This is a genomic window from Eisenbergiella sp. OF01-20 (genome assembly GCF_003478085.1).
Classification (GTDB): Bacteria; Bacillota; Clostridia; order Lachnospirales; family Lachnospiraceae; genus Eisenbergiella.
Map to the genome: position 1 here is coordinate 38,164 of NZ_QUES01000008.1, position 23,567 is coordinate 61,730.

The window sequence follows — 23,567 nt, forward strand, 5'->3', positions numbered from 1 at the left end:
CGGCTGCCTTTGCTCCGAAAACCGGGATCAGAGATCCTGGTTCTGGAAAATACGGAGACTGATGCGGTACATCAGGTATGCCCATAGGATGACAAGCAGCGGTGACAGGTACAGCAGCTTAGTAACGAATTTATCCGAAATGGAAATGCCGAACACGGCAAGCAGCCTGTATAATCCGAGGCCAATGGCAGTAGGGGCGGCAAAAGCGGCAATGGAAAGCATTCTGGCCTTTTCCGCACCGAATTTAAAGAGCAGGGGGATGACCAGGCTTCCGAAGAAAATACCGATAGCCAGGCCCGCGGCAGCTACCATGAGGAGCATCAGCCAGTCGTCTGCAGAATTCAGATGAAAGCTTTTGAAAAGAAGCCCTCCGGCCACGCCCAGTACCAGGCCGGATACCACGCCGAATATACAGAAGAGAAGCAGTACAAGGAATTTGGCGGCTACCAGATCCTTTTTGGTTATGGGCATTACCAGAGCATATTTTTCCCATTTGGAAGTATTATCGAAAGAAAAGGTGGTCATTACCATCATACTGCACAGCAGGCAGCTGGTAATCAGATAGGCCGAAGGGCCGCCCTGGGGAACCATAAGTACGATAAAGAGTACCAGAAGCAGGGCCAGGGAGCGCATATTATGCATGATGTTGTAAATATCCTTTAATATCAAGCTTTTCATTTCACAGCTTCCCCCTTTACATAAAGCAAAAGTATATCATCAATGGTAGGATGGTCCACCACGATGCTGCGGTAACGGGACATGGCTTTTTCCCGATCCGCAACAAGAACGTTCCATTGGTAATCCTCTTTCCGGTAAGCCAGGATATCCCCGGGATCGATCCTGGAAAAATCATCCTTTCCGCAGCGCATAATGCCATAATTATAGATCAGTTCATCTTTTGTCCTGGAAAAGATGATTTTCCCTTCATGGATAAAGGTGATGTAATCCGCCACCTTTTCCAGATCCGTTGTGATATGGGAGGACATCAGGATGGAGTGGTTTTCATCCTGGATAAAATCCAGGAATACATCCAGGATATCATCTCTCATAACCGGATCCAGGCCGCTGGTGGCTTCGTCCAGAATAAGCAGCTTGGGATCGTGGGAGAGGGCATTGGCAATGCACAGCTTCATTTTCATGCCTTTGGAAAAGGTTTTGATTTCCTTGTCCGAAGGCAGCTGGAATTTTTCCAGGTAGCTTTTGTAAACAGCCGGATCCCATTGGCGGTAGGCGGCAGCGGATATTTTTCCTACCTTGGCAGGAGTCAGGGTTTCATAAAAGTTGATTCCGTCGAAAACAACACCGATATCCTCCTTCAGCTGTCTGGGGTCCTGGGAAAGCTCCTTCCCCCAGTAAGTAATGGAGCCGTCATCCCGTTTGATCAGATCCAGTACGGCATTGATGGTAGTACTTTTGCCGGCGCCGTTTTCCCCTATCAGGCCCATGATGGTACCCCGGGGAAGGGTAAAGGATACATGATCCAGCTTAAAGCCGGGATATTCTTTTGTCAGGTTGGTTATCTGTAATGCGGGTTCCATATCTTCTCCCATCTGCGTGCAGGACACGCCAACTTATTCATTTAATTCCAGGAATCTTCATAGAACAAAGCCAGGATTTGCTGCAGCTTTTCCAGCGGGATACCACAGGTACGGGCTGCCTCGGCGGCTTCCTGCAGTAATTCTTCCACCCTGCGCTGCTGTTCCTCCTGATAAAAATCATTGTTTCTTGCGGATACGAAGCTGCCGCGTCCGACAGTGGTTTCGATAAATCCGTCTCTTTGCAGGTCTTCATAAGCCTTTTGAACAGTAATGACACTGATATGAAGTGATTTTGCCAGAGCCCGCATGGAAGGGATAGCATCCCCGGCCTGCAGCTGCCCGTTCATTATCATCGCTTTTATCTGTGAGGTAATCTGTTCGTAAATGGGCTTGCTTGAATTATTACTGATTATAATTTCCACAAAACCCCTCCGGAGTGTTTTATAGTGTACTTATTGTACAAGTACACTATAAAACACTGTATGACAGAAGTCAATACCCTATACTTCTTTTTTTCAAGTAATATCTGGAAGAGTGCAATAGTTCAGACAGGTCTCTGTAAACAAAGAAATGGCAGAAACATATGCTGTTTCTGCCATTACCGGGAATAAGAACAACCGGTCGGAACCGTTATTATTTCTGTCCATAAACCGCCGCAGGCGGTACTCTTTATTCGTCTTCTTCGTCCGTAAGGGGAAGGCTGAAAATGAATTCAGTGCCCACGCCTTCCGTACTGATAACATTGATATTTTCATTATGGGACTGGATGATTTCTTTAGTGATGGACAAACCGAGGCCGGTGCCCTTCTTATCTTTACCCCGGGAAAGATCCGTTTTATAGAAACGATCCCAAATGAGCTTCAGGCTGTCCTTGGGGATGCCGATCCCACTGTCTTTTACGGAAACAAAGACCTTATTCCTTTTTTCTGTGGTTTCTATTTTGATGACGGAGTCGGAATGGGAAAATTTGATGGCGTTGTCCATCAGGTTGTAGAGCACCTGCTGGATTTTCCCCATATCCCCGTTCACGGAAAGCTGCTCGCCGGTGAGCACCAGTTCAATCGCAATGTGCTTTTGCTGGCAGGTTCCTTCGAAGGAGGCAGCAGTATTGCGGATGATGGAATTGATATCAAAATCTGTTTTTTCCAATACCATTCCCCGGGTATTCAGGTTATTCAGAGTGAGCAGGCTGTTGGTGAGCTTGGTTAAGCGTTCCGTTTCGTTCAGCACGATTTTCAGGTATTTCTCGTGTAGATCGGGGGGGATGGTGCCGTCCAGCATAGCTTCCAGATAGCCTTTGATGGAGGTAAGGGGGGAACGGAAGTCGTGGGAAACGTTGGCGATAAATTTTTTCTGGTTGTCCTCTCCCCGGGCAATTTCACTGGCCATGTAGGACAGGGAAGCGGCGAGATAGCCGATTTCATCCTCGCTGTCAACCTGGAATTCGTAATGCAGGTTGCCTGCGGCATACTGCTCGGTAGCTTCCGTTATTTTCCGGAGAGGCAGGTAGACCATTTCCGTAAAAAAGATGAGAATAATAAGGGAAAGAAGGAAAAGGATTACCAGGATGATGTAGGAAATGCTCAACAGGCTTTCACTGGTGGAGCGAAGGGCGGCCATGGCGGTATGGATGACTACATAACCCCTTACCTTGAAATCAGAGGTGATAGGGGCATAGACGCTCAGCATTTCCTGGTCAAAGCTGTTGAAAAAGTTGCCGATAGTGTAATAAGATCCTGCTGTTTCCGTGGCGTTAAAACCCTCCACTATACGGGGATGATCCAAATCCACGGGGGTATCGGTATCCATGATCATACGGCCGGAAGGGTTGATGATCCATATGGTGGAATCCAGATATACGGCGAGGGAATCCAGCTGGACCTTGACGGTTTCCAGGGAGGCCTCGTTGTTGTACAGATCCGATGCATAGGTGTTGGCGATGAGGGTCGCTTCTTTATAAAGTGTGTCCGCTTTTTCTCTTTTCATATGCTCCAGGGTCATGCTGGATCCGAAGGTAGCTACCACAATGAAGCCGAAAAAGCCGAATATCAGGTATGCGAGCAGGAATTTCAGGTAGAGGGTCTTCCTCATTGTCTCACCTCATTTTGTCCGAATTTAAGTCTGTGGATTACAGGCTTATTTTATATTATCATATTTATACCGGCTTGTAATCCCTATATGGGAGTAAAAATATTCCGATCTATGGCAAGCCTAAATATCATATGTTACATTGTGGAAATTTACTATAAATATGTGGTATGTACTAAACGGAATATGTTATATTTAATACACCTTTATAAATTCAAAAAAGGGGGAGGGATAATATGTACAAAATTATTATTGTTGATGATGAGCCTTTAATGTTAGAAGGGTTCTCTAAAGTGATTAACTGGCAGGAACATGGGTTTGAGCTGATCGGGGCTTTTCGCAGCCCCCTGGGGATTATGGAATTTTGTGATCAGAACTGCCCGGATATTATTTTACTGGATATTAATATGCCGGATATGGATGGTATTACTTTATTAAAATCTATTAAACATAAATTTCCTAAAATCCATGTCATTATGCTTACTGCACACAATGAGTTTGATTATGTCAGGGATTCCTTAAGGTATCATGCGGACGAGTATTTATGGAAACCGGAAATGGAATTTGAAGATATATTGGCTTGTATGAACCGGGTTATAGAAGGGGAAAAGGAAGAAGAGGAGAAGGAAGAAGAAAAGTATGGAACGGTTGAGTTTATAGATTATGACAAGAATAAATCCAGATTTTCAAGGGAATATTTTGAGAATTTACTTGAAATATTCAAAAATGCCCTTGAAATGGAAGATATAAATAAAATGAAGGAAGAATCAATGGAACTCTGGAGAATGATAGAGCAGGATCGGCCTAAAAAGGCGGATATCATGGGTGGATTTATGCATCTTATCTATCTGTACCAGGAGCGGCTAAGAAAACATAATGCACCAGAAGATAGTATGATCGATGAAAAACAGGTACTGGATATATTTCGTAAAAAATGCTGCGTTCAGGAACTCACTGAGAAGTTGAAAATAATTCTGGATGAGAAAAACCAGTTTATAGAAAAGAAAAAGGAAGAAGAGGACAACAGGCTAAAAGGAATGATAAGTACATTTATTATGAAAAATATTCAGATGACCGATTTGAATTTGATGTATCTGTCAAAGGAATTTAATATAAGCTATTCTTATTTCTCCAGAATTTTTTCTGAAATTATGGGTAAAAACTTTAGTAAATACCTTGTCGAAGCAAGAATGGAAAGAGCGTGCGAATATCTGAAAAATAGTGATTTCAGGATAGATACCATACTGGAGATGGTCGGATATAATGATAAAAGTTATTTTATAAAAAGCTTTAAGAATTACACAGGATTAACACCAAGTAAATACAGAGATAAATATAAAACAGGAAGGACAGGGAAAAAATGAAGGGGAAAAAACACAAACACTTGCTGCACAGGGTGCAGACAAAGCTGATTCTTACTTACAGCATCATAGTTGTTGTGGTTTTTAGTATTGTATATTCCGCAAGTATGTATATGCTCAAAACACAGGTGAAAAAAGAATTGCTAAGGACAGATAAAGAGGCGCTTACACAAATCTCAAACAGTATCGTACTCATGACAGATTTAATGGTAGAAAAAATGATTGCGATTTATTCCAATGACTATATTCAATGGTTTTTTTCTGAAACCTCAGATTTAGGGCAGGAAGAATTTAAAAAGTGGAGTGTGAGTACTTACGAAACGGCACGCAGGCTGAAAGAAGTCAGAAATACACTTAGAAGTAATGCAATGCTATATACACTTATTGATGGCAGTAATGTTTTGGTAACACATAAGGGGGCACTTTTTACGTTTTGGTCCTCTAATTTTATTTCCGAATATACGATGAATATATCAAAAGAGCGGCAGGAATGGGATAATTATTTTGCCGAATCTGAACAGAATTATAAGTGGGAAATTGTACAGGACAGAAAGGCCATGAACTTCCAGGAATATGCGAATGAAAATACGCTGGCATGTATTTACTGTTATCGTTCGCCAATAACCGGGGAACAAAAAGGATACATATGTATGAATATCGATGCTGATGAGCTGAAAAGATGCTATTCTTCTTATTTAGATGAGGAAATGGGGAATTCCATATATATTTATGATGGATCCGGAAAAATGTTTTCGGGTCTAAATACGTTTGAAAAAGAGTTGCAGCCGGAAGTAATTGACAAATTATTACTGATGTCCGGAAATGAAAAGGAAGCATTTGTATATGAGGATAACTATTATATTTATAGTTGCATGAAAATTCCCTCTCGGGAATGGATTTTAATTAACCAGATTCCAATTAGCTGCATAGACAAAAATAATTCGGCTGCCAGAAATTTTTTATTTTTTATATTTCTTTCAGGCAGCCTTGGAGCATGTGGGCTAGTAGTTTTTTTTACTAATAAATTTTCTTACCGTATCAGATATTTAAAAGGCCTGATGGAAAATGCATCCAGGGAGCAATATGATTTGAGCTATGAACTGAAATATTATGATGAATTAGACGAAATAGGTGAAAGCTTCAACAGGATGGTAGATGATATTAAGAATTATACCAACAAATTAGTACAGGAAGAAAAAGAAAAAAAATTAAATGAAATAAACTACCTTCATGCACAGATCAATACGCACTTCTTATACAATATATTTAATTCTATCAAGATGCTTTCCCTTTTAAACCGGAATAAGGATATTAATAATGTAATTACCTCATTGGCAAAGCTGCTTCGGGGAACATTAGATGTTTCAGATGAAATGCTTACTATTGAAGAAGAGTTGGAAAATGTGAAGCATTATTTTCAAATAGAAGAGATCATACATCTGGATGAAGTGGTTTTGGATATAAATTGCCCGGAAGAGCTGCGAGAGATTTTAATTCCCAAACTGCTTTTACAGCCAATTGTGGAAAATAGTTTTTTACATGGTTTTAAGGATGTTCATTATAAAAAGGAAATAAAAATTATTATACAAAGGAGTGGGGAAAACATTATTATCAGGATTTTGGATAATGGATGCGGTATATCTAAGCAGCAACTGCTCAGTATAACGGACTATAGAAAAGGTCATTCAAGAAGTATAGGACTAAAAAATATTGAAGAAAGAATACAGCTTTTGTATGGAGCAAATTACGGAATTGATGTCATTAGTGAACGAAAAAAGGGTACGGAGGTAAAGTTGAAGATACCATCGGTTACAAAACAGAAATAGGTCTATTATATTATTTATAGTAAAAAAATCATATATAAGACAAAATAATTATACAGGGGTTATATTGTTTATTATGTATGCTGAAATTGTAAAAAAATTTATATAAATTGGATAAATAACTAAATAGATAGGGGGATGAACAATTATTATAATGAATATATACTAAACAATAAAAGGGAGGGTTCTAAATGAAAAAAATCATGGCAACTTTACTTGTAGGGGCATTATTATTCGGTGCGGTTGGATGCGGCAGTTCTGGAAATACTTCGGAAACGGAAACGCAGAAAAATACGCAGCCCGGAACTGAAAGCACATTGGAAGCTGAAAATCAGGAATCCGCTGCCAGGGAGGGGGCAATTGAAATTGTATACTGGAAATCGTACAGGGTAGATCAGGCCGCTGTAGATAAGTTTAACGCGGAACATCCGGATATTCATGTGACGGCTGAGGTTTTCCCGGATCATGCATCAACATTACAGAAGATTCAGGTACAGGCTTCAGCCGGAAGTGCACAGATGCCGAATGTTATCCAATTGGATACCTGTATGACCGCTACAGTTGACAGTGTAGCCCCGCTGCTGGATTTAAAGCCTTATCTTGAAAAAAGTGATACTTTGAAGCTGGAAAATTTTTATGATACCTTCCAGGATGAAGCTTATGTGGGCGATAAAGTTGCCGGACTTCATGTCTGTGCCAACTGCGATGTACTGTTCTATAATAAAGAAATTTTTGAACAGGCCGGACTGGATGTGGATAATCCTCCTTCTACCTGGGATGAGGTAATTGCAGCGGGAAAACAGATTAAAGAAAAATGCGGTGATGATATTATCCCATTTGCATATACCGGTATAACCGGAGACTATTATGAACAGTTTTCCTGGGAATGGCAGGCTATGGTTCAATCCGCAGGAGGTGAACTGTTCAACGAGGATTATACGGAACCCCGTTTTAATTCACCGGAAGGTATTGAAGCTTTAAAGTTTTTGGTTGGAGCTGTTACGGATACCGGTATTGCAACATTGAATTATCCTGAAAAAGGCTTCGAAAACGGAAAAGTCGGAATGTATATGGATGGTACCTGGAGCATAAATACCTATCAGGAGGCGTTGGGAGATAAACTTGGTACAGGCCTTATGCCGGGAAAAGTAGAATCAAAGGTAATGGTTGGCGGAGACCAGATGATGATTGTGGATTCCAAAGATGCGGCAGTTAATGAAGCAGCGTTTGCATTTCTGACCTACATGATGTCAGAAGAAGTAATTATTGCAAACAGTAAAGAGCAGGGTGAACTGGTGTGTCAGATGAATATTGCCGAAACGGAAGAATATAAGGAATATTTGTCGGCAAGCAATGCAATGCAGGTTGCGCAATCCGCAATGGATCATTGTGCATATCGTGCAAGGGTTCCCTGGTATGATGAATGGTCTCAGGCTGTGTATGCTGTATGTGAGCCTTGTCTTTACGGGGAGATAAGCTGTGAGGATGCTTTGGCAGAGCTTGAGTCCCAGACAAAGGATATAATAAGTAAATATCAGTAAGATTAATAAAATTCAACTGTTTGATATCAATTTTACCATCGCGGCAGTCGCCAAAATCATGCAGGTATGATCTTGGCGGCTGCGGTAATAAAATGGCAGAGATAGGGGGCGTAAGAGTGAAACATAAAAAGCCGTTTAATCTGACGATAAGGCAGAGGGATAATATTTGGGGATATGCGTTTATCCTGCCTTGTGTCATTATCTTTCTGATATTTACAATCTATCCATTTTGCTACAGTGCTTTTTTGAGTATGCAGGAGAAGGTTGGAACTAATATTACGGATTTACAGTTTGCCGGAGCCAAGCAGTTTATTAAGGCATTCCAAAGCAAGGAAATGTGGAATTCTTTTAAAGTAACCGCATTATATACGTTTCCCACTGTTTTTTTTCATCTTGCCATAGGTCTTTCGCTTGCAATGCTGGTGAATAAAAGTATTCACTTAAAAGGTCTGGTACGGGCAATGTATTTTGTCCCGGTTATACTTTCCACAGTTGTAATATCAATGGTATGGAAATTTATGCTCAGTCCTAAAGTTGGCCTGTTTAATCTTTTTCTGTCAAATTTTGGAATCGATCCGGATATTGCCTGGCTGAAATCACCTAAACTGGCGATGACAGCAGTTATTATTGTGGGAGTATGGAAATGGATTGGTTATTTTATGGTACTTTATCTTGCTGCACTACAGGATATTCCAGTGAGTCTTTATGAGGCTGCAGAAATAGACGGTGCAAACGGGCTGCAGAAATTTTTTAAAATAACTTTTCCGCTGTTGGGGAATACAACACAGTTTCTTATGATAATTTCCGTTATAAATACCTTCCAGGTGTTTGACCAGATTTTTATGATGACCGGCGGAGGACCCATAAAAAGGACGGATGTGATCGTCTACTACATTTATCGTCAGGCCTTCCAGATATATGATATGCCTTATGCATCAGCTGTTTCGTGGCTTTTATTTGTAGTTATCTTTGTTTTGACGGCACTGCAGATGAGGATATCAAAAGAAAAGATGGAATATTAGGGGGACTGGAGATGAAAAGGACAACGAGGAAAGAAATATGTAAAATAGTAAGAACCATATTGGCTGTATGTTTCGGATTTCTTATGATTGCCCCCGTGCTTTTTATGGTATCCACTTCCTTTAAAGAAGAAGCACAAATCTGGAAATATGATATTCAATGGATTCCCAGGCCGCTGGTTATTCAGAATTATATCCGGGTTTTCACAGACATGCCGTTTGTAAGATTTTTTATAAATTCATGTATTGTGGCCGGGGGAGTAACCCTGGGGCAGATTGTCACAGGATATCTGGCGGCATACGCCTTTGCAAGAATCCGTTTTACCGGCAGGGATAAGATATTTATGGTATTCCTTGCAACCATGATGATTCCGGGATATGTATTAATTATTCCTCAATACATAATGATCGATAAACTAGGATTAATGAATACTTATGCTGCTATGATACTCCCATCAATGGTTACAGCCTTCAGTATCTTTTTACTGCGGAATTTTATGTATTCCATACCTTTGGAACTGGATGAGGCGGCGATGATGGATGGTGCAAACCGGCTGCAGATCCTTTTGAGAATTATAGTGCCCCTGACTAAACCGGCCTTATCGGCAATGATTATATTTGTATTTATGAATGCATGGAACAATTTTCTATGGCCTTTGCTGGTGACGTCAAATGAAAAAATGAGGACAATTCCTTTGGCGCTGTCTTATTTTCAGTCGAGCAACAGCGCAGAGTACGGACCTCTGATGGCGGCAGCTCTGGTAGCAAGTGCCCCTATCCTTATTGTGTTCCTTTTTGCACAGAACAAATTTATAGAGGGAATGACAATGAGCGGAGTAAAGGGATAAAAAAGGAGAGAAGAGTGATGGGACGATTTGATGAATTACTAAAAACAGCTTATTTTTCCGATAAATTCAAAGCAAAATATGATGCTGAAAGTTACGATTATAATAAAGCGCTAAGCGAGCGGCAGCTGTTTACACAGTCGAACGGAAGAGTACTTCTGGGACAGGATACTATGGGGAGGCTTCATTTTATTTCTGTGCCTCATGAGAAGGACTATGCACTGCCAACGATGATTACTGACAAAGAAAATCATATAACCGCGTGTCCCGGAATGTATTATCAGGTCGATTTGACGATGTTCCTGGGAAAGGTCAGGTATGAGCTTTGCTTATCAGACGGGAGTATACTGCCTAACGCCTGCGAAGGAAGCGTTACCGCATATATGGATGATTTCCTGCCATATACCAGAACAGATTATCCGGGGTTGGAAATGGATACGGTTTCCATTGCTCCTGTTTTAGAAAAGGCAGGGAGAAACAGTATGAAAACATTGCCTCTTCCGGGGCCGTCGGGAGCAGTTTACGGCATACGTATTAAAAATACCGGGAATGATGAGATACGCGGTAAACTGATTCTCAGATTTGACAATGCTTTTATGTCAAAATATGAGCATTCAGGACTTGCTGTGGAAGAACGCAGTTACCCCTGTGTCTACAGTCAGGTGGACAGCAATCTGCTGCTTATGTGCAGGCCTGAAGGTTATACCGGTATTCATATGAAAGGAGCCGTATGGTTACAGGATGAGAATTTCTGGACGGCATGCAGAGAAATCTGTCTGAAACCCGGAGAGGAAATAATAGAGGAAACCTTTGTATGTGTTTCTGAAAAGGCCGATGGTATCAGTGCAGCTTTAGGGGTTCTATATATGCATGGACTGCAGGAATGGATACAGATAACCGGCGATTTCTGGAGAGACAGGCTTGGAGAGCTTACCGTGAATGCACAGACCGATCAGGAGTTGGCCGTTATCAGCCGTGACATACATATACGTAATATCCTGGATGATTTCAACTGTATTCAGACCGATGAAACGGGCCGCGTCCTTGTTCACTGGCAGGGAGCTCCGTCTCATTGTTACGGGCGTATGTGGGGAATTGATGTGGAACCCACCACTCTCAGTTTTATTCATATCATGCCGGAATTGGGACAGAGGCTGATTGAATATATGATAGAAAGAAATGAACCAAGATATAGCAGATACCCGGAGCATTCCGTCCCGATAATGATGGCCCCTCTGATAATGGCGGGAAAATATTATGAATTTACAGGGGATAAAGACTATTTTAAGGAACATGCATATGTTTGGAAAAAGCTGACCGATATATGGGGAAAGATAGCAGGCTTCCGGACAAAGGGAAGGAATCTTGTGCCGTCCAGGTATTCCAGTGATGGAATTGTAATGAGAAGGTATGACCATGGCACAAATGTAAAATTCTGGTATGCATCGGTATTGTATGCCAAATTATGTGATGCTATGGGAGAAGAGAAAGGGAGTGCGGTACGCAGCTTTGCCTGTAAACTAAAGCAGGATATTCTTGACACCATGGTTAAGGACGGACCTTTTGGACCGCAGCTTACAGGCGGAACAAATCTGGGAGAACAGGAAGATTTTTATATGAATGAAGACTTCTTTTATTATGACGGGGAAGACTCTTCAAGTGTTCTGGCACCTGTTTACGGAATCTATGATTACACCTTTGAACCGTGGCTGAACTACCATAGATTTGCCAGATCGGTATTTGCATCCAATTACGACCCGGAAATGGATGTTCTTCGCTGGTTCCCTTATGGAGGAGCACTGGACGGTACGGCATATATATCCGCACTCGGCGGTGTGACTGCTAAGGGAGAAATGAAACAGGCACTGAAAAACATGGTGCATGGGGCAGTGGATGAAACAGGCTCTTTGTATTGGTGGCCGAAAGCGGAAAATATGCGCAGGATGATTGCCCGCTGCAGCCAGGGACAGGGAAGCTGGATTGTGCAGTATATGAAGCAATGGCTGGGTATTGAATTTGATGCTGCAGCGCGTCTGCTTATTATAAAGCCTATGGGGATGCTGGATGGATACAATTGGAAAGGTGCCAGATTGGGTGAGTTTGTATTTGACATCACCTATCGGGAAACAAAAAGTTCAAGCTATATTGCCGTTGTAAACAAAAATTCCGAGCCGTTCCGGGTAGTCTTTGGCTGTCGTCCCTATGGCGCAGGGGCGCAGGGGAAAGCCGTAGAAAGCGAGGGGATGGCAGAACCGGGCAGGGAACTGAAACTGGAAGCATATAGCGGGATTATGGAAGAAGAAATAATAAATATTACTGAAACAGAGGCCCGTTATTTATCGGATGAATCCGGAATTGTGTTTGATCATTTTGGTTTTGAGCAGCCGTATATTGAATGGATGACAGAAAAAAGAAATGTGTTTTTGTTTAGATTTCTTTTGATAAACGGTGGGGATGAAAGAATTGATGATGTGACTGTAAAGGTAAATATCCCTGATTTTATGAAAATAGGGCAAAAGGAATTCCGGATTTGGGATAAAGCAGAAAGTCTGAAAAAAGGGGAGATTGTGTCGGAAAGGTTTAGTTTGGATCCGAAGGAACGCAGAATTATTCCTTTTTGGGTGGAATTAGTGGATTCTATGGATGCATCCTGTGTATGGTTTGATAGGCATCCTTTCTTTTTCCAGGGGGAAGGAAAGAGCGGAACGCTGTTAATCGCTTCTGAACAGGTAAAGCTGCAGGATACTGTTTTTGTCCGGTTAAATTACAAGAGAGCAGAAACAGTTTTGGAAAAACAGAGTGAGATTCCTGTACAGACTAAAACGAGAGAGGAACTGCTTTCATATGCTAAAACATTTTTAGGAGCACTGAGCTGAATTTTCAGATCCATCGGTTAAGGAGAAAAAATGCAGATAAAAAAATGTATTGGTTTAAATGGGGAACGAAGGGATTACATGATATTTGAGAAGGCGGTGCCACCTTATCCTCTATCCGATTATATTGAAGAAGTGGTATTGGATAAATTCCGCTATCATAGCGGAGAGGGGGATATGTGGCCGTTAACCTGGGGAGAAGACAACCGGATTTATGCCGGGGCCGGTGATAACCGGGGCTGCCTTATGAATGTCTGGAGAATTACGGATATTCCGGAGAATTCACCGGGACCGGATCCGGGAGCGCTAACCAATTCCGGGAGATGGATGATGGATATGATTCACGGGGAACCTGTAGACGTAGAAACATATTGCAAAGACCCGGATGCTCCCTACATAAAGCCGGCAGGGATTCTGGACATTGGCGGACGCTTGTTTTTTTCAGTAGAAGCACAGAATTATGGGGACAATGCATTGTTTAACAGGCAGAGAAATCTCCACGGATGGATTATTGTGTCCGATGATTATGGAAAAAGCTTTCAGGTTGAAGCCACACCATGTGATTTCTTTACCGGACGCTTATCATCCTGCCATTTTCTGCAGTTTGGCAGAGGCTACAGGGATTCCAGAGATGAATATGTATATGCCTATTTCCCCTATGATCGTGAAAACAACTGCAGCTACTGGGAAAATAATGATGCTCTTTTGTTAGGAAGGGTTCCTGCTGATTCTATTTTGAATCGGGATAAATGGGAATTTTATTGTTCAGATAACTATAAAAAGCCTTTGTGGACGGCGGATGATAAAAAGGCTGAACCTGTATTTGTCTATTCTAAAATGACAGGATCAAACCATGTCTGTTACAACAAGGGTTTAGGCAGGTATATCATGGGAAACTATGGATTTGTTGACGAAGAGATGTACCCACGCCCTGTGCATCAGATGGACTATCCACAGTCGCATATCAGTCAGCTGACATTATTTGAGGCAGAAGAACCATGGGGGCCATGGAAGCTTTTTTACAGAGATGATAACTGGGGTACTTATGGAGATTATCAACCTAATTTCCCGGTCAAATGGATAAGTCAGGATGGACACATTATGTTTATGGTTTCTTCTGGTTCATGGGATGATTACAATTTTGTTGTCCAGAAGATTGCGCTTCGCTGTAGGGGAGAGGAAAAATTCCCGGTCGAAGCAGCAAAATTCGGATATGGATATGACATTTAAGATGGTTTTATTATTGTTCGCAGTTAAGGGCAATTCCTTTTCAGGAATTGCCCTTTGAATTATAGAAATATAAAATATATTAAAATATCTCCTGTTTTCCTCCATTTTCCCGCGAGCTTTCCGCAAGAAAAACCAGCCTGTGCCCAACCATGGAATCCGTTAAGGTAGTACAGCAGGAAGAATAAGCTTCTCCTCGGAGGAAAGAAAAGAAATCCTGTACAATAGCCTGATCGCCATTGCCGTGAGGATTGCCGAGTTGGTCGGCGGAGACATCAACTATGCGGCTTTCCCGTCCTTCCGGGCTGTCGGCTTTTATTTTATATACTGTGAAAGATTCATTTTCAAAATTGCCTGCTATTTCGCCAAGTGTGCCTGTAATGTGGATACTGCGACAGGAAGCGGTTGCACCTGCGTTCATGGAAAAGGTGCCGGTAGCTCCATCTGAAAAAGCGATAAGGATTGACTGGTGGTCAACAATTTTAAGGGCACAGCGGTATACACAACGGCTGAACGGACTATTCGGGTTATTCAGTATCCTTAGCTTATCTTCATCAGAAGGCATATCCAATCCGCTGTCATGCCAGATGTTATTGACCCAGCGCTGAGGATTTTCGATATAAAGCCTTTTGGCGGAATAAATACAGCTTCGTTCGACAGGGCAGTTGATCAGGCAATGAGTACCTGCATTCTCTGGTGCCATCTCCGGTTTGAACTGAAATGTGGATCCTACGCTGGATACAGACCTTGGTAAATTTCCTTTCATAAGCCAAGCCATGATATCAAGATCGTGACTGCATTTAGACAGAAGCATTCCTGAACCGCAAAGCGTAGGAGAAGCATATTTTCCCCGTACATACGAGACAGATTCGTGAAAATAACTGACCTGTTCATTCATGTGTATATGAATGACTTTGCCTATTTCCCCACTTATAAGTATCTTCTGTATTTCCCTGTAAAAAGGAGCATAGCGAAGGACATGGCAGACCATAACCGTCTTTTTAGTCTCTTCGGCGCATTGAAGGAGCACATCCGCTTCTTTCTGATTTACCGCGAATGGTTTTTCTAATAAGACATCATATCCCTTTTTCAGGAGGGGAACAGTAGTTGCCACATGCAGCTGATCCATCGTGCCATTAATGACGGCATCTGCAAATTTCGGAACATCTGTCAGTTCTTTGATTGAATGGAAACAATGATGAGCAGGAATATGAAACAACTGCCGGGCGGTATGAATTCTTTCCGGATTTATATCAACTACACCATCTATGGAAAACAGGTCAGGATGTCTCAGGGATTCCTGTGCATAAATCATGGATCGTGCACCCATGCCAACGATAATAACACGTATCGGCTTATTCATTAATATCCCTCGCTTCCTGTATTCCACCTCAGATACATGAGTCTACCTTACTTCAAACTTATACCCAATCCCCCATATCGTAGCGATTCTCCAGGATTCATGATCCTTGATCTTCTCCCGCAGCCGCTTGATATGTACGTCTACGGTACGGGTGTCCCCGATATATTCATACCCCCAAATCTGATCCAGCAGCTGCTCCCTGGTGAAAACATGGTTGGGGGAGGATGCGAGGAAATAGAGAAGCTCCAGCTCCTTGGGCGGCATTTCCACCGGTTTCCCCATGTAGATGACGGAGTAGTTGGTCTGGTTGATGGTGAGGTCCGGATATTCCACGCATTTAATATTAGAAGGTTCCGGCGCAGCAGGGGCGGTTTTGTAGCGGCGCAGCACCGCTTTTACGCGGGCCACCAGTTCTTTGGAATCAAAGGGCTTTTCCATGTAGTCGTCGGCACCCAGTTCCAGGCCCAGCACCTTGTCGAAAATCTCCCCTTTAGCGGAAAGCATGATGATGGGAATATTGGATTTGCTGCGCACCTCCCGGCATACCTGATAGCCGTCTATGCCGGGAAGCATCAGATCCAGCAGAATCAGGTTAGGGGAAAAGCTGTCCGCCGCCGAGAGGGCGGATTCCCCGTCCCCTACGATCATCGTTTCAAAGCATTCCTTGGTCAGATAAAGGGAAATCAGCTCTGCGATGTTGTTGTCGTCGTCCACGATCAATATTTTCTGTTTATTTACCATGTAAGTTGTCTCCTTTTCAATGAGGAAAGAGCATGCCGGAAGGGGGGCTGGCAGCAGATGTCCCGATCCGCCGCAAGCAGGCTCAGGATTTGAATTCCACTATGGTGACACCTGCGTCCCCTTCGCCGTATTCCCCCAGGCGGTAGGATTTTACATATTTTACTTTGCGCAGGTGGTTCTGTACTGCATTACGCAGGGCGCCGGTCCCTTTTCCGTGCACAATGCGCACGGTGGAAAGATGGGCGAGATAGGCGTCATCCAGGTATTTGTCCAGCATAGACATCGCTTCGTCCACTGTCTTACCCAGCAGATTGATCTCTGCGGAAATGGACAGGGATTTGGACATACGGATCTTTCCGGAACCGGTGCGGCCGGCTTTGGCGGGAGAAGAGGAATCCTTCTCCTGGATAAGGACCAGATCCCGGATGTTGGTCTGGGTGCGGATGATGCCGCACTGTACGAAGAGGTTCCCCTTGCTGTCGGGCATGGTGCTTACAGTGCCCTTCAATCCCATGGAAACAATGCGCACGGATTCGCCCGGCTTTAGCTGGGAAGCCTTAACGCCGGAGGGGGCGGGCTGCTGGTTTTTTACGGCCAGCTTTTCGTTTTTATCGGATATCTTGCCTCGTAAGTTTTCACGGGCTTTTTCCAGTTCCTTCATGGAAGCGCCGGGGCCTGCCTTCTGAAAGGCCCGGATGGTCTCATCGGCTGTATTTTTGGCATCCTGGAGGATTTCGCGGGCCTGTTCATTGGCTTCACGCAGAATGCGTTCCTTTGCCTGGTCAATTTTTTCCTGTTTGGCTTCCAGCTTATTTTTGAGGGCTTCGACTTCTCTTTTATAGGAAGCGATTTCCAGATGTTCCTTTTCTATGGTAACACGGCTCTGTTCCAAATCGGAAAGCAGATCCTCGAAGCTTTTATCCTCCGCGCTGATCTGGGTGCGGGCGGCATTGATGATTTCATCGGAAAGACCCAGCCGGGAAGAAATGGCGAAGGCATTACTCTTTCCGGGGATGCCGATGAGAAGCCGGTAGGTGGGGCGCAGGGATTCCACATCAAATTCACAGCAGGCGTTTTCCACAAAGGAGGTGGAGAGGGCATAAACCTTCAATTCGCTGTAATGGGTGGTTGCCATAGTGCGGATCCCCCTGTCATGCAGGAAATTCAGGATGGCGATAGCCAGAGCCGCGCCTTCCGTGGGATCCGTTCCGGCTCCCAGCTCGTCAAAAAGGCAGAGGGAATCGGCATCCGCATGCTTCAGGATGGAGACGATGGAAGTCATGTGGGAGGAAAAGGTACTCAGGCTCTGCTCAATGCTCTGTTCATCCCCGATATCCGCATAAACCTCCCGGAATACGGACAGTTCCGAACGATCCAGAGCAGGAATATGAAGGCCTGCCTGCCCCATGAGGCAGAAAAGGCCGGTAGTTTTCAGGGAAACTGTCTTACCGCCGGTATTGGGGCCGGTAATAATCAGCAGATCATAGTCCTTTCCCAGACGGATGTCAATGGGAACGGTTTTTTTCTTATCCAGCAGCGGATGTCTTGCCCCGCGGATATTCAGGATGTGATCCTCATTAAAAACAGGCTCTGTTGCATTCTGCTCCAGGGCGAGGGATGCTTTGGCAAAAATAAAGTCGAGGCGGGTAAGAATCCTCTGGTTTTCTGCGATATCTTCGGTATGATCCCCAACCTGGGCGCTGAGGGAGGCCAGTACTTTTTCGATTTCTTCCTGCTCCTTGATTTCCAGCTCCCGCATCTGGTTGTTCAGGTTAACCACTGCGGCGGGTTCAATAAACAGGGTGCTTCCTGTGGAGGACTGATCGTGGATCATACCCGGCACCTGGCTGCGGTATTCCGATTTGACGGGAATGCAGTAGCGTCCGTTCCGGGAAGTGATGAGGGCGTCCTGCAGATAGGAATGCAGGGAACCGTTGACCATGCCGGCGAGCTGGGAATGGATCCGGTCTGTGGTAACCGCCATGCTGCGGCGTACGTGCTTCAGTCCGGGGCTGGCGTCGTCCGCGATTTCTTCCTCGGAGAGGATGCAGCGGTAAATTTCATTGGAAAGAAGCGTAAGAGGTTCGATACCCTGGAACAGGGCGGTAAGGGAGTCCTCCGGCGTATCCTCCCGATCCTGCCTTCCGTAGTTTTTAACGCGGGAGGCATTTTCCAGAAGGCCGGCGATTCTGAGAAGCTCCGGCGCAGAAAGCGTGCTGCCGATCTCCAGCGATTTCAGGCTCATACCAAGCTCCCGGTTGCTGCCGAAGGAAATGCTTCCTTTTTTGAACAGCCGGGTGAGGGCATCCCTGGTTTCCACCTGGGCCGTACGGATTTCTTCCAGATCCGTCATGGGAACCAGATCCCGGCAGAGCTTACGCCCCGGGTCGGAGGTGGCATGTTCGGTGAGACGGTTTATGATTTTGGTATATTCAAGTGTATTTAATACTTTTGCATTCATTTTGGTTTGCTACTCCTTTTGATGGGAAACGACAGGGCGGAAATTCAGAAACTATGGTTATTATAACATGTGAAAGGAAGATATCCAATAGCGGAAAAACCGGTTTGTTGTGGAAAACCGGTTCCTTCTCTTGTGGCGGCAACATTTTTTTTGTTATAATAAAGTTCATGGATTTCCGACAACCATTTACACTCAAAAATAATACCATTTAAGGACATCTGGTAAAAAGGGGAGTCGAGGCTGTTATTATTTGTAAAAGGAGCTGATATTTTGATAAATATAGCATTAATAGATGACGATGCGGAATTTCATCCGGTATTCTGCAGATATGTGGACAAATTCTTTCAGGAAACGGGAAAGCTTTATGAACTGCGGTTATATGATGACCCGGCGGCTGCCGTATTTGATTTAAGGAACGGGAAGCATTGGGAACTTTATTTTCTGGATATTGAAATGCCGGAAACGGATGGATTTGAGCTGGCGGGTAAAATAAGGGAAGAGGCGCCGGGGGCGTATCTGATTTTTCTTACCTCCCATGAAGAACTGGCAATGGAGGGATACCATTTTAAAGCGTTTGCCTATATTCCCAAAAGCCTGCTTGAAAAAGAAATGAGCAGTACCTTACAAAGGTTTTGGGCGGAATATCAAGACACCTATTGTAAAGTGTACCCAATAATAACTGATACAAGGTTTGAACGATTGGACTACGATGACATCATTTACTTTTACAAGGAGAAAAACAATACGGTATTTGTGTTAAAGGACAGGGAAGTCCATATCAGAAAATCCCTGAAGGATGTTTTTGATGAATTGGCATCGGAGGAGTTTATGTTTACGGAAAGAGGGTATGTGGTAAATATTGAACATATTGTCAGGCTTGTGAAGAAAGGACTTATAGTGAGTAATGGAAAGGAAGTTCCTATTGGCAGGACTTATGAAATGAAGGTTAAGAAAGCGATCCTTCATTTTTGGAAGGACAGAATATGACGGTGCTGAGGATTGGGGAAGGGATACTTTCCATAGCGGAAATAGTTGGCATTTTTTATTTGCTTTTCATGTTTTCAGAGAAGAGGGATACCAGGAAGTGGAAGGACGGCCTGCTGTACCTTCTTGTGGCGGGGGTATGTGGGCTGCTGATTTGTCAGAGGATTACAAGCGGTTTGTATTCGCGTTATTTTATGTTGATATGTATCAGTTTTGTTTCTATTTTAGCCTTTTCGTTTTTAAAATTGGCATTATGGAAATGCTTTTTAATAACAGCATTATATTTCGAAACACTGTCTTTTTTTGATGTATTAATTGTTTATCTCTGGGCGCTTGCTGTGAAAGAAATGGGGACAGTTGAGTATATTCAATTACAAACGAGTGCGGAACGGGTTGTTATTATGTTAATCAGCAGGGCCATCCTTATAGGAATGGTGATTTGGATAGTAAATTGCAAGACGGTGGGTCGTAGCGTATTTATAAAATATAGAAAGTTATTTATTGTATTTGTTTTGTTGGAGTATATCGGACTGCTCTATTGTGATCAGTTATTTCTTTTTAATATTGTTGATAACAGAGTTATAAATATATATTTTGTCTTTTTTCCATTATTACTTTTGTTTGGTATAGTATGGATAGTAAATTTAATATTATATTTTGAAAAAAAGGATGAGATAACCGCTATCCATATCAGAAGTGACATGATGGAAAGAAATTATCAGGACATGGTAATGCTTTATCAACAGCGTAGTGTTATTTTCCATGATATAAAAAATCATTTGGTGATACTTTCCTCATTGATGGATGAAGAAGAATTTAATAAGGCAAGGCAGTATATTAAGAAAATACAGGAACCTATTAAAGCGTTGGATCAAAGGCGATATACAGAAAACCGTATTATTAATAGCATCATAAATGACAAGGATAAAAAGGCAACTTTGTATGGTGTTTCTTTGAACATAAAGGTAATTGGGGATTTTATGACAGCGATAGAGGATATAGACTGGTGCGCTATATTGGCAAATTTACTGGATAATGCGATAGAAGCGTGTGAGAAAGTTCCTGTAGAAGAACGAAAGATTGATTTTAGCCTTGTCCAGAAAAATGAAATGATTATTCTGAATATATCTAATCCATATTGCGGTACCTTGAAGCTTATGGATGGTAAGCTGCGTACCTTAAAGGAGGATAAGCTATTGCATGGCATAGGACTGGAAAGCGTGAAATATGCGGTGGATAAAAATAACGGGACAATGGAGTATAGCTTTATGGAGCATATATTTAGGGTTACTATTGTTTTGCTTCCGTAGAAAGGTGGTGAGGTGATGAGAGAAAATAGGGATAGCTTTATGGTTATGGCTGGGGATTTGGATTTTGAACTGGAGACTGTGAAAGTTGGTATGGATACTGTTTTAGAAGAATGGGCGGTTACTACCAATACTTCTATTCTTTCTATTTTTTGTTGTTGATAAAATCGGAACAAAGGGCGGGCAGCGGAAACAGAGCTGCCCGCCTTTTCGTATAATCTGATACGTGCGTTTAATGCATGCAAATACAATTTTGATCCATTCGCACTCATTTTTCTGACAGTTCAGGCCATATTTAACAAAAACAAATTAAGCTTGTTATAATCAGGGCATAAGGAGTACAGAGATATATAAATTAATTCCTGCACATGAAGATTGCTAACAATAAATAATTTGTATTGGTAGATAAAGTATTTATATACGTCTACCAGAAAGGAAAAGTGTATGAAAAAGAGAATTATTTTGCCAACTTTGTTATTAGCATTACTTTTTTCGTTTCCCTGTTCTGCTGCACAAGCAAGGATACAAGTGTGTTGTGATAAGATGAATAATGTATCTTCCACGTATGAATCACATTGTAATAACCTTAGCGGAACTGCGTGCGAAGTAATTATTTGGAAAGACACGGTTTGTACCAATTGTGGTGCGGTGACTAAATCCATCGCGGGTGGATATTCCCATGCTCCTCATTAGTACAAAAAAACTGTTGGAGGTTAAAGGGGCACTGTGCAGAGAATTAAAGATTATTGGAAAAAAAATGATGTGTGGATTCTTGGTATGATAATAGGAAGCATAACTTTCGTCTTTGTATTTGGTGCCCAAGTGTTAAATACTACATATACAGACTGGCTTTTGGGCGGCGGTAATATTACAGAGAATTACCTGGGCTGGTGTTTTTTTAGAAATAGTAATTGGTTTTTTCCTATTGGGCTGATGGATAATATATCATATCCGAATACTGTATCTGTAATATATACGGATTCCATACCATTACTTGCTGTTTTTTTTAAGCTGTTTAAACAGATTTTACCGGATGAATTCCAGTATTTTGGAATATGGAACATGTTATGTATGGGGCTTCAAGGTGCCTTTGGAGCCCTTCTTGTCTATCATTTCGTTAAGAAAAAAGCGGTAGCTGTAGTAGGCAGTATATTTTTTGTGATAGCTCCGGTTATTTTGGTTCATATGTCATTAAATTTTGCCTTGGGCGCCCAATGGTTAATACTTTTTTCCCTGTATGTAGGAATTAAAAGGGAGTCGATGAATTTCAAAAAAAGTATAATAACATGGGGATTTGTTGGTTTTCTTGCAGGAAGTATCCAACTCTATTTTATACCTATTTGTGGTATTGTTTTTTGGGGCTTTTTCGGAGCGGATATTATAAAAAGGGAAAAAGTAATTCATACTCTGTTGATGTTTCTGGTTTATTTATGTATGGCTATAACGACTGTAGCATTTCTGGGAGGCTTTTCTCATTTTCATTTACCTAAAACTACTTTATTAGGGCAGGGCAGTTATAATCTGAACGGCCTGTTGAATCCGCAGGGTTGGTCCAGTATAATACCCAGTTTTACAGTATATGGTGAAAATCCTTTTGAAGGGCTGGCATATCCGGGAACAGGAATTTTATTGACATTTATATTAGGAACTGCATTTTGGCTATCACATAATATCTGCCAAACATTTATGCATAAAGATAAGTGTTATCAATTACATGAAGGTAATACCGGTAATAACAGACTGGCTTTTTTTATTTTAATAGTGGCATCTTTTTTAATTGCTGTTTCCCCGTGGGTAGCTTTGGGAAATAAACTACTTTTAAAACTCGGAATTCCTGATTGGCTGCATTCTATTTGGCTGCGGATAGGTAATTGCGGACGTTTTATTTGGCCGGTTGTTTACTTGGCTATATTAGGAAGTATTGTATGGCTGGAGAAAAAGATACCTTGGAAGAACGTGGCAGTAATAATGTTGGTTATATTAGCTTTGGCACAAATTATTGATGAAAAATGGCAGTTGATACAGAGAAAGGTGCAGTTTGGAACGGATTATCGCTGTGAGAAACGTTTGGAGGATGAAGTGTGGAGGGAATGGGCGGGCAGTGATGAGATAGAGCATATAGTTTTTGCATCTAATATCTTAAATGATGAACAGTTAGTATATAGCCTGAGTATTTACGCGGCCCAAAATGAGTTAACAGTAGATTGTTTCAAATCATCATGCCAAACAATACGGACTATCACGGCAAAAGAATTAAGCAAGGCTTTAGCTGATGTACGGAAGGATACTTTGTATATATATAAAGAGTCAGACAAGATGCAATGTAATGATACACGTATGGATTACAAAAGTATAGATGGGTTTATTATCGGTACTGTTAAATAATCAAGAATTTC

The 23,567-nt window shown here is 42.3% G+C and carries 18 protein-coding genes; 11 read left to right on the forward strand and 7 right to left on the reverse strand.

Annotated elements, in window-relative coordinates:
• Positions 1-27 precede the first annotated feature (27 nt).
• From DXA36_RS11865 to DXA36_RS11880, 4 genes are all read right to left on the reverse strand, one after another.
• The gene (locus DXA36_RS11865; RefSeq protein ID WP_118679400.1) at positions 28-678 is read right to left on the reverse strand and encodes an ABC-2 transporter permease; all 651 of its coding nucleotides are present in this window, start codon (positions 676-678) and stop codon (positions 28-30) included.
• Positions 675-1,538 carry an ABC transporter ATP-binding protein gene (locus tag DXA36_RS11870; RefSeq protein ID WP_118679402.1) on the reverse strand — a complete coding sequence of 288 codons (864 nt, stop codon included), beginning with the start codon at positions 1,536-1,538 and terminating at the stop codon, positions 675-677. The genes DXA36_RS11865 and DXA36_RS11870 overlap by 4 nt, the downstream gene beginning before the upstream one ends.
• A 41-nt stretch (positions 1,539-1,579) precedes the next feature.
• Entirely contained in the window at positions 1,580-1,960 is a 381-nt protein-coding gene (locus DXA36_RS11875) for a GntR family transcriptional regulator (RefSeq protein ID WP_118679404.1), read from the reverse strand.
• 247 nt (positions 1,961-2,207) lie between these two features.
• Positions 2,208-3,629 carry a sensor histidine kinase gene (locus DXA36_RS11880; protein ID WP_118679406.1) on the reverse strand — a complete coding sequence of 474 codons (1,422 nt, stop codon included), beginning with the start codon at positions 3,627-3,629 and terminating at the stop codon, positions 2,208-2,210.
• Between the two features lie 233 nt (positions 3,630-3,862).
• Between DXA36_RS11880 and DXA36_RS11885 the strand changes: the two genes are divergently transcribed.
• The 7 genes from DXA36_RS11885 to DXA36_RS11915 all read left to right on the forward strand — a co-directional run bounded on the left by DXA36_RS11885 (position 3,863) and on the right by DXA36_RS11915 (position 14,318).
• Positions 3,863-4,990 carry a response regulator transcription factor gene (locus DXA36_RS11885; RefSeq protein WP_118679408.1) on the forward strand — a complete coding sequence of 376 codons (1,128 nt, stop codon included), beginning with the start codon at positions 3,863-3,865 and terminating at the stop codon, positions 4,988-4,990.
• Positions 4,987-6,813, forward strand: coding sequence for a sensor histidine kinase (locus DXA36_RS11890; protein WP_118679410.1), 1,827 nt, complete (start codon positions 4,987-4,989; stop codon positions 6,811-6,813). The genes DXA36_RS11885 and DXA36_RS11890 overlap by 4 nt, the downstream gene beginning before the upstream one ends.
• Positions 6,814-7,001: 188 nt before the next feature.
• The gene (locus tag DXA36_RS11895) at positions 7,002-8,351 is read left to right on the forward strand and encodes an ABC transporter substrate-binding protein (RefSeq protein WP_118679412.1); all 1,350 of its coding nucleotides are present in this window, start codon (positions 7,002-7,004) and stop codon (positions 8,349-8,351) included.
• Positions 8,352-8,467: 116 nt separating this feature from the next.
• A complete protein-coding gene (locus tag DXA36_RS11900; protein ID WP_182479030.1) occupies positions 8,468-9,373 on the forward strand; it encodes a carbohydrate ABC transporter permease in 906 nt (301 codons plus the stop codon).
• A gap of 11 nt (positions 9,374-9,384) precedes the next feature.
• The gene (locus tag DXA36_RS11905; RefSeq protein ID WP_118679416.1) at positions 9,385-10,218 is read left to right on the forward strand and encodes a carbohydrate ABC transporter permease; all 834 of its coding nucleotides are present in this window, start codon (positions 9,385-9,387) and stop codon (positions 10,216-10,218) included.
• 17 nt (positions 10,219-10,235) lie between these two features.
• Entirely contained in the window at positions 10,236-13,091 is a 2,856-nt protein-coding gene (locus DXA36_RS11910) for a hypothetical protein (protein ID WP_118679418.1), read from the forward strand.
• 30 nt (positions 13,092-13,121) lie between these two features.
• On the forward strand, positions 13,122-14,318 hold the full coding sequence (locus DXA36_RS11915) for a DUF4185 domain-containing protein (protein ID WP_118679420.1): 1,197 nt from the start codon (positions 13,122-13,124) through the stop codon (positions 14,316-14,318).
• Between the two features lie 79 nt (positions 14,319-14,397).
• On the opposite strand, the gene DXA36_RS11920 is transcribed toward DXA36_RS11915, so the two are convergent.
• The 3 genes from DXA36_RS11920 to DXA36_RS11930 form a co-directional block, all read right to left on the reverse strand.
• Positions 14,398-15,705, reverse strand: coding sequence for a Gfo/Idh/MocA family protein (locus tag DXA36_RS11920; protein ID WP_147366583.1), 1,308 nt, complete (start codon positions 15,703-15,705; stop codon positions 14,398-14,400).
• A 15-nt stretch (positions 15,706-15,720) separates the two neighbouring features.
• The gene (locus tag DXA36_RS11925) at positions 15,721-16,419 is read right to left on the reverse strand and encodes a response regulator transcription factor (protein WP_118679424.1); all 699 of its coding nucleotides are present in this window, start codon (positions 16,417-16,419) and stop codon (positions 15,721-15,723) included.
• A gap of 82 nt (positions 16,420-16,501) precedes the next feature.
• On the reverse strand, positions 16,502-18,880 hold the full coding sequence (locus DXA36_RS11930; protein WP_118679426.1) for an endonuclease MutS2: 2,379 nt from the start codon (positions 18,878-18,880) through the stop codon (positions 16,502-16,504).
• Between the two features lie 270 nt (positions 18,881-19,150).
• On the opposite strand from DXA36_RS11930, the gene DXA36_RS11935 reads away from it, so the two are divergent.
• From DXA36_RS11935 to DXA36_RS11950, 4 genes are all read left to right on the forward strand, one after another.
• Positions 19,151-19,867: a LytR/AlgR family response regulator transcription factor gene (locus DXA36_RS11935; RefSeq protein WP_243114632.1), complete on the forward strand. Its 717-nt coding sequence runs from the start codon at positions 19,151-19,153 to the stop codon at positions 19,865-19,867.
• Entirely contained in the window at positions 19,864-21,174 is a 1,311-nt protein-coding gene (locus tag DXA36_RS11940; RefSeq protein WP_118679430.1) for a sensor histidine kinase, read from the forward strand. Before DXA36_RS11935 ends, DXA36_RS11940 begins: the two co-directional genes overlap by 4 nt.
• Before the next feature lie 15 nt (positions 21,175-21,189).
• Positions 21,190-21,333, forward strand: a complete 144-nt coding sequence (locus DXA36_RS32900) for a hypothetical protein (protein WP_182479031.1) — start codon at positions 21,190-21,192, stop codon at positions 21,331-21,333.
• Positions 21,334-21,897: 564 nt separating this feature from the next.
• Positions 21,898-23,556 carry a DUF6311 domain-containing protein gene (locus DXA36_RS11950; protein WP_118679434.1) on the forward strand — a complete coding sequence of 553 codons (1,659 nt, stop codon included), beginning with the start codon at positions 21,898-21,900 and terminating at the stop codon, positions 23,554-23,556.
• Positions 23,557-23,567 lie beyond the last annotated feature (11 nt).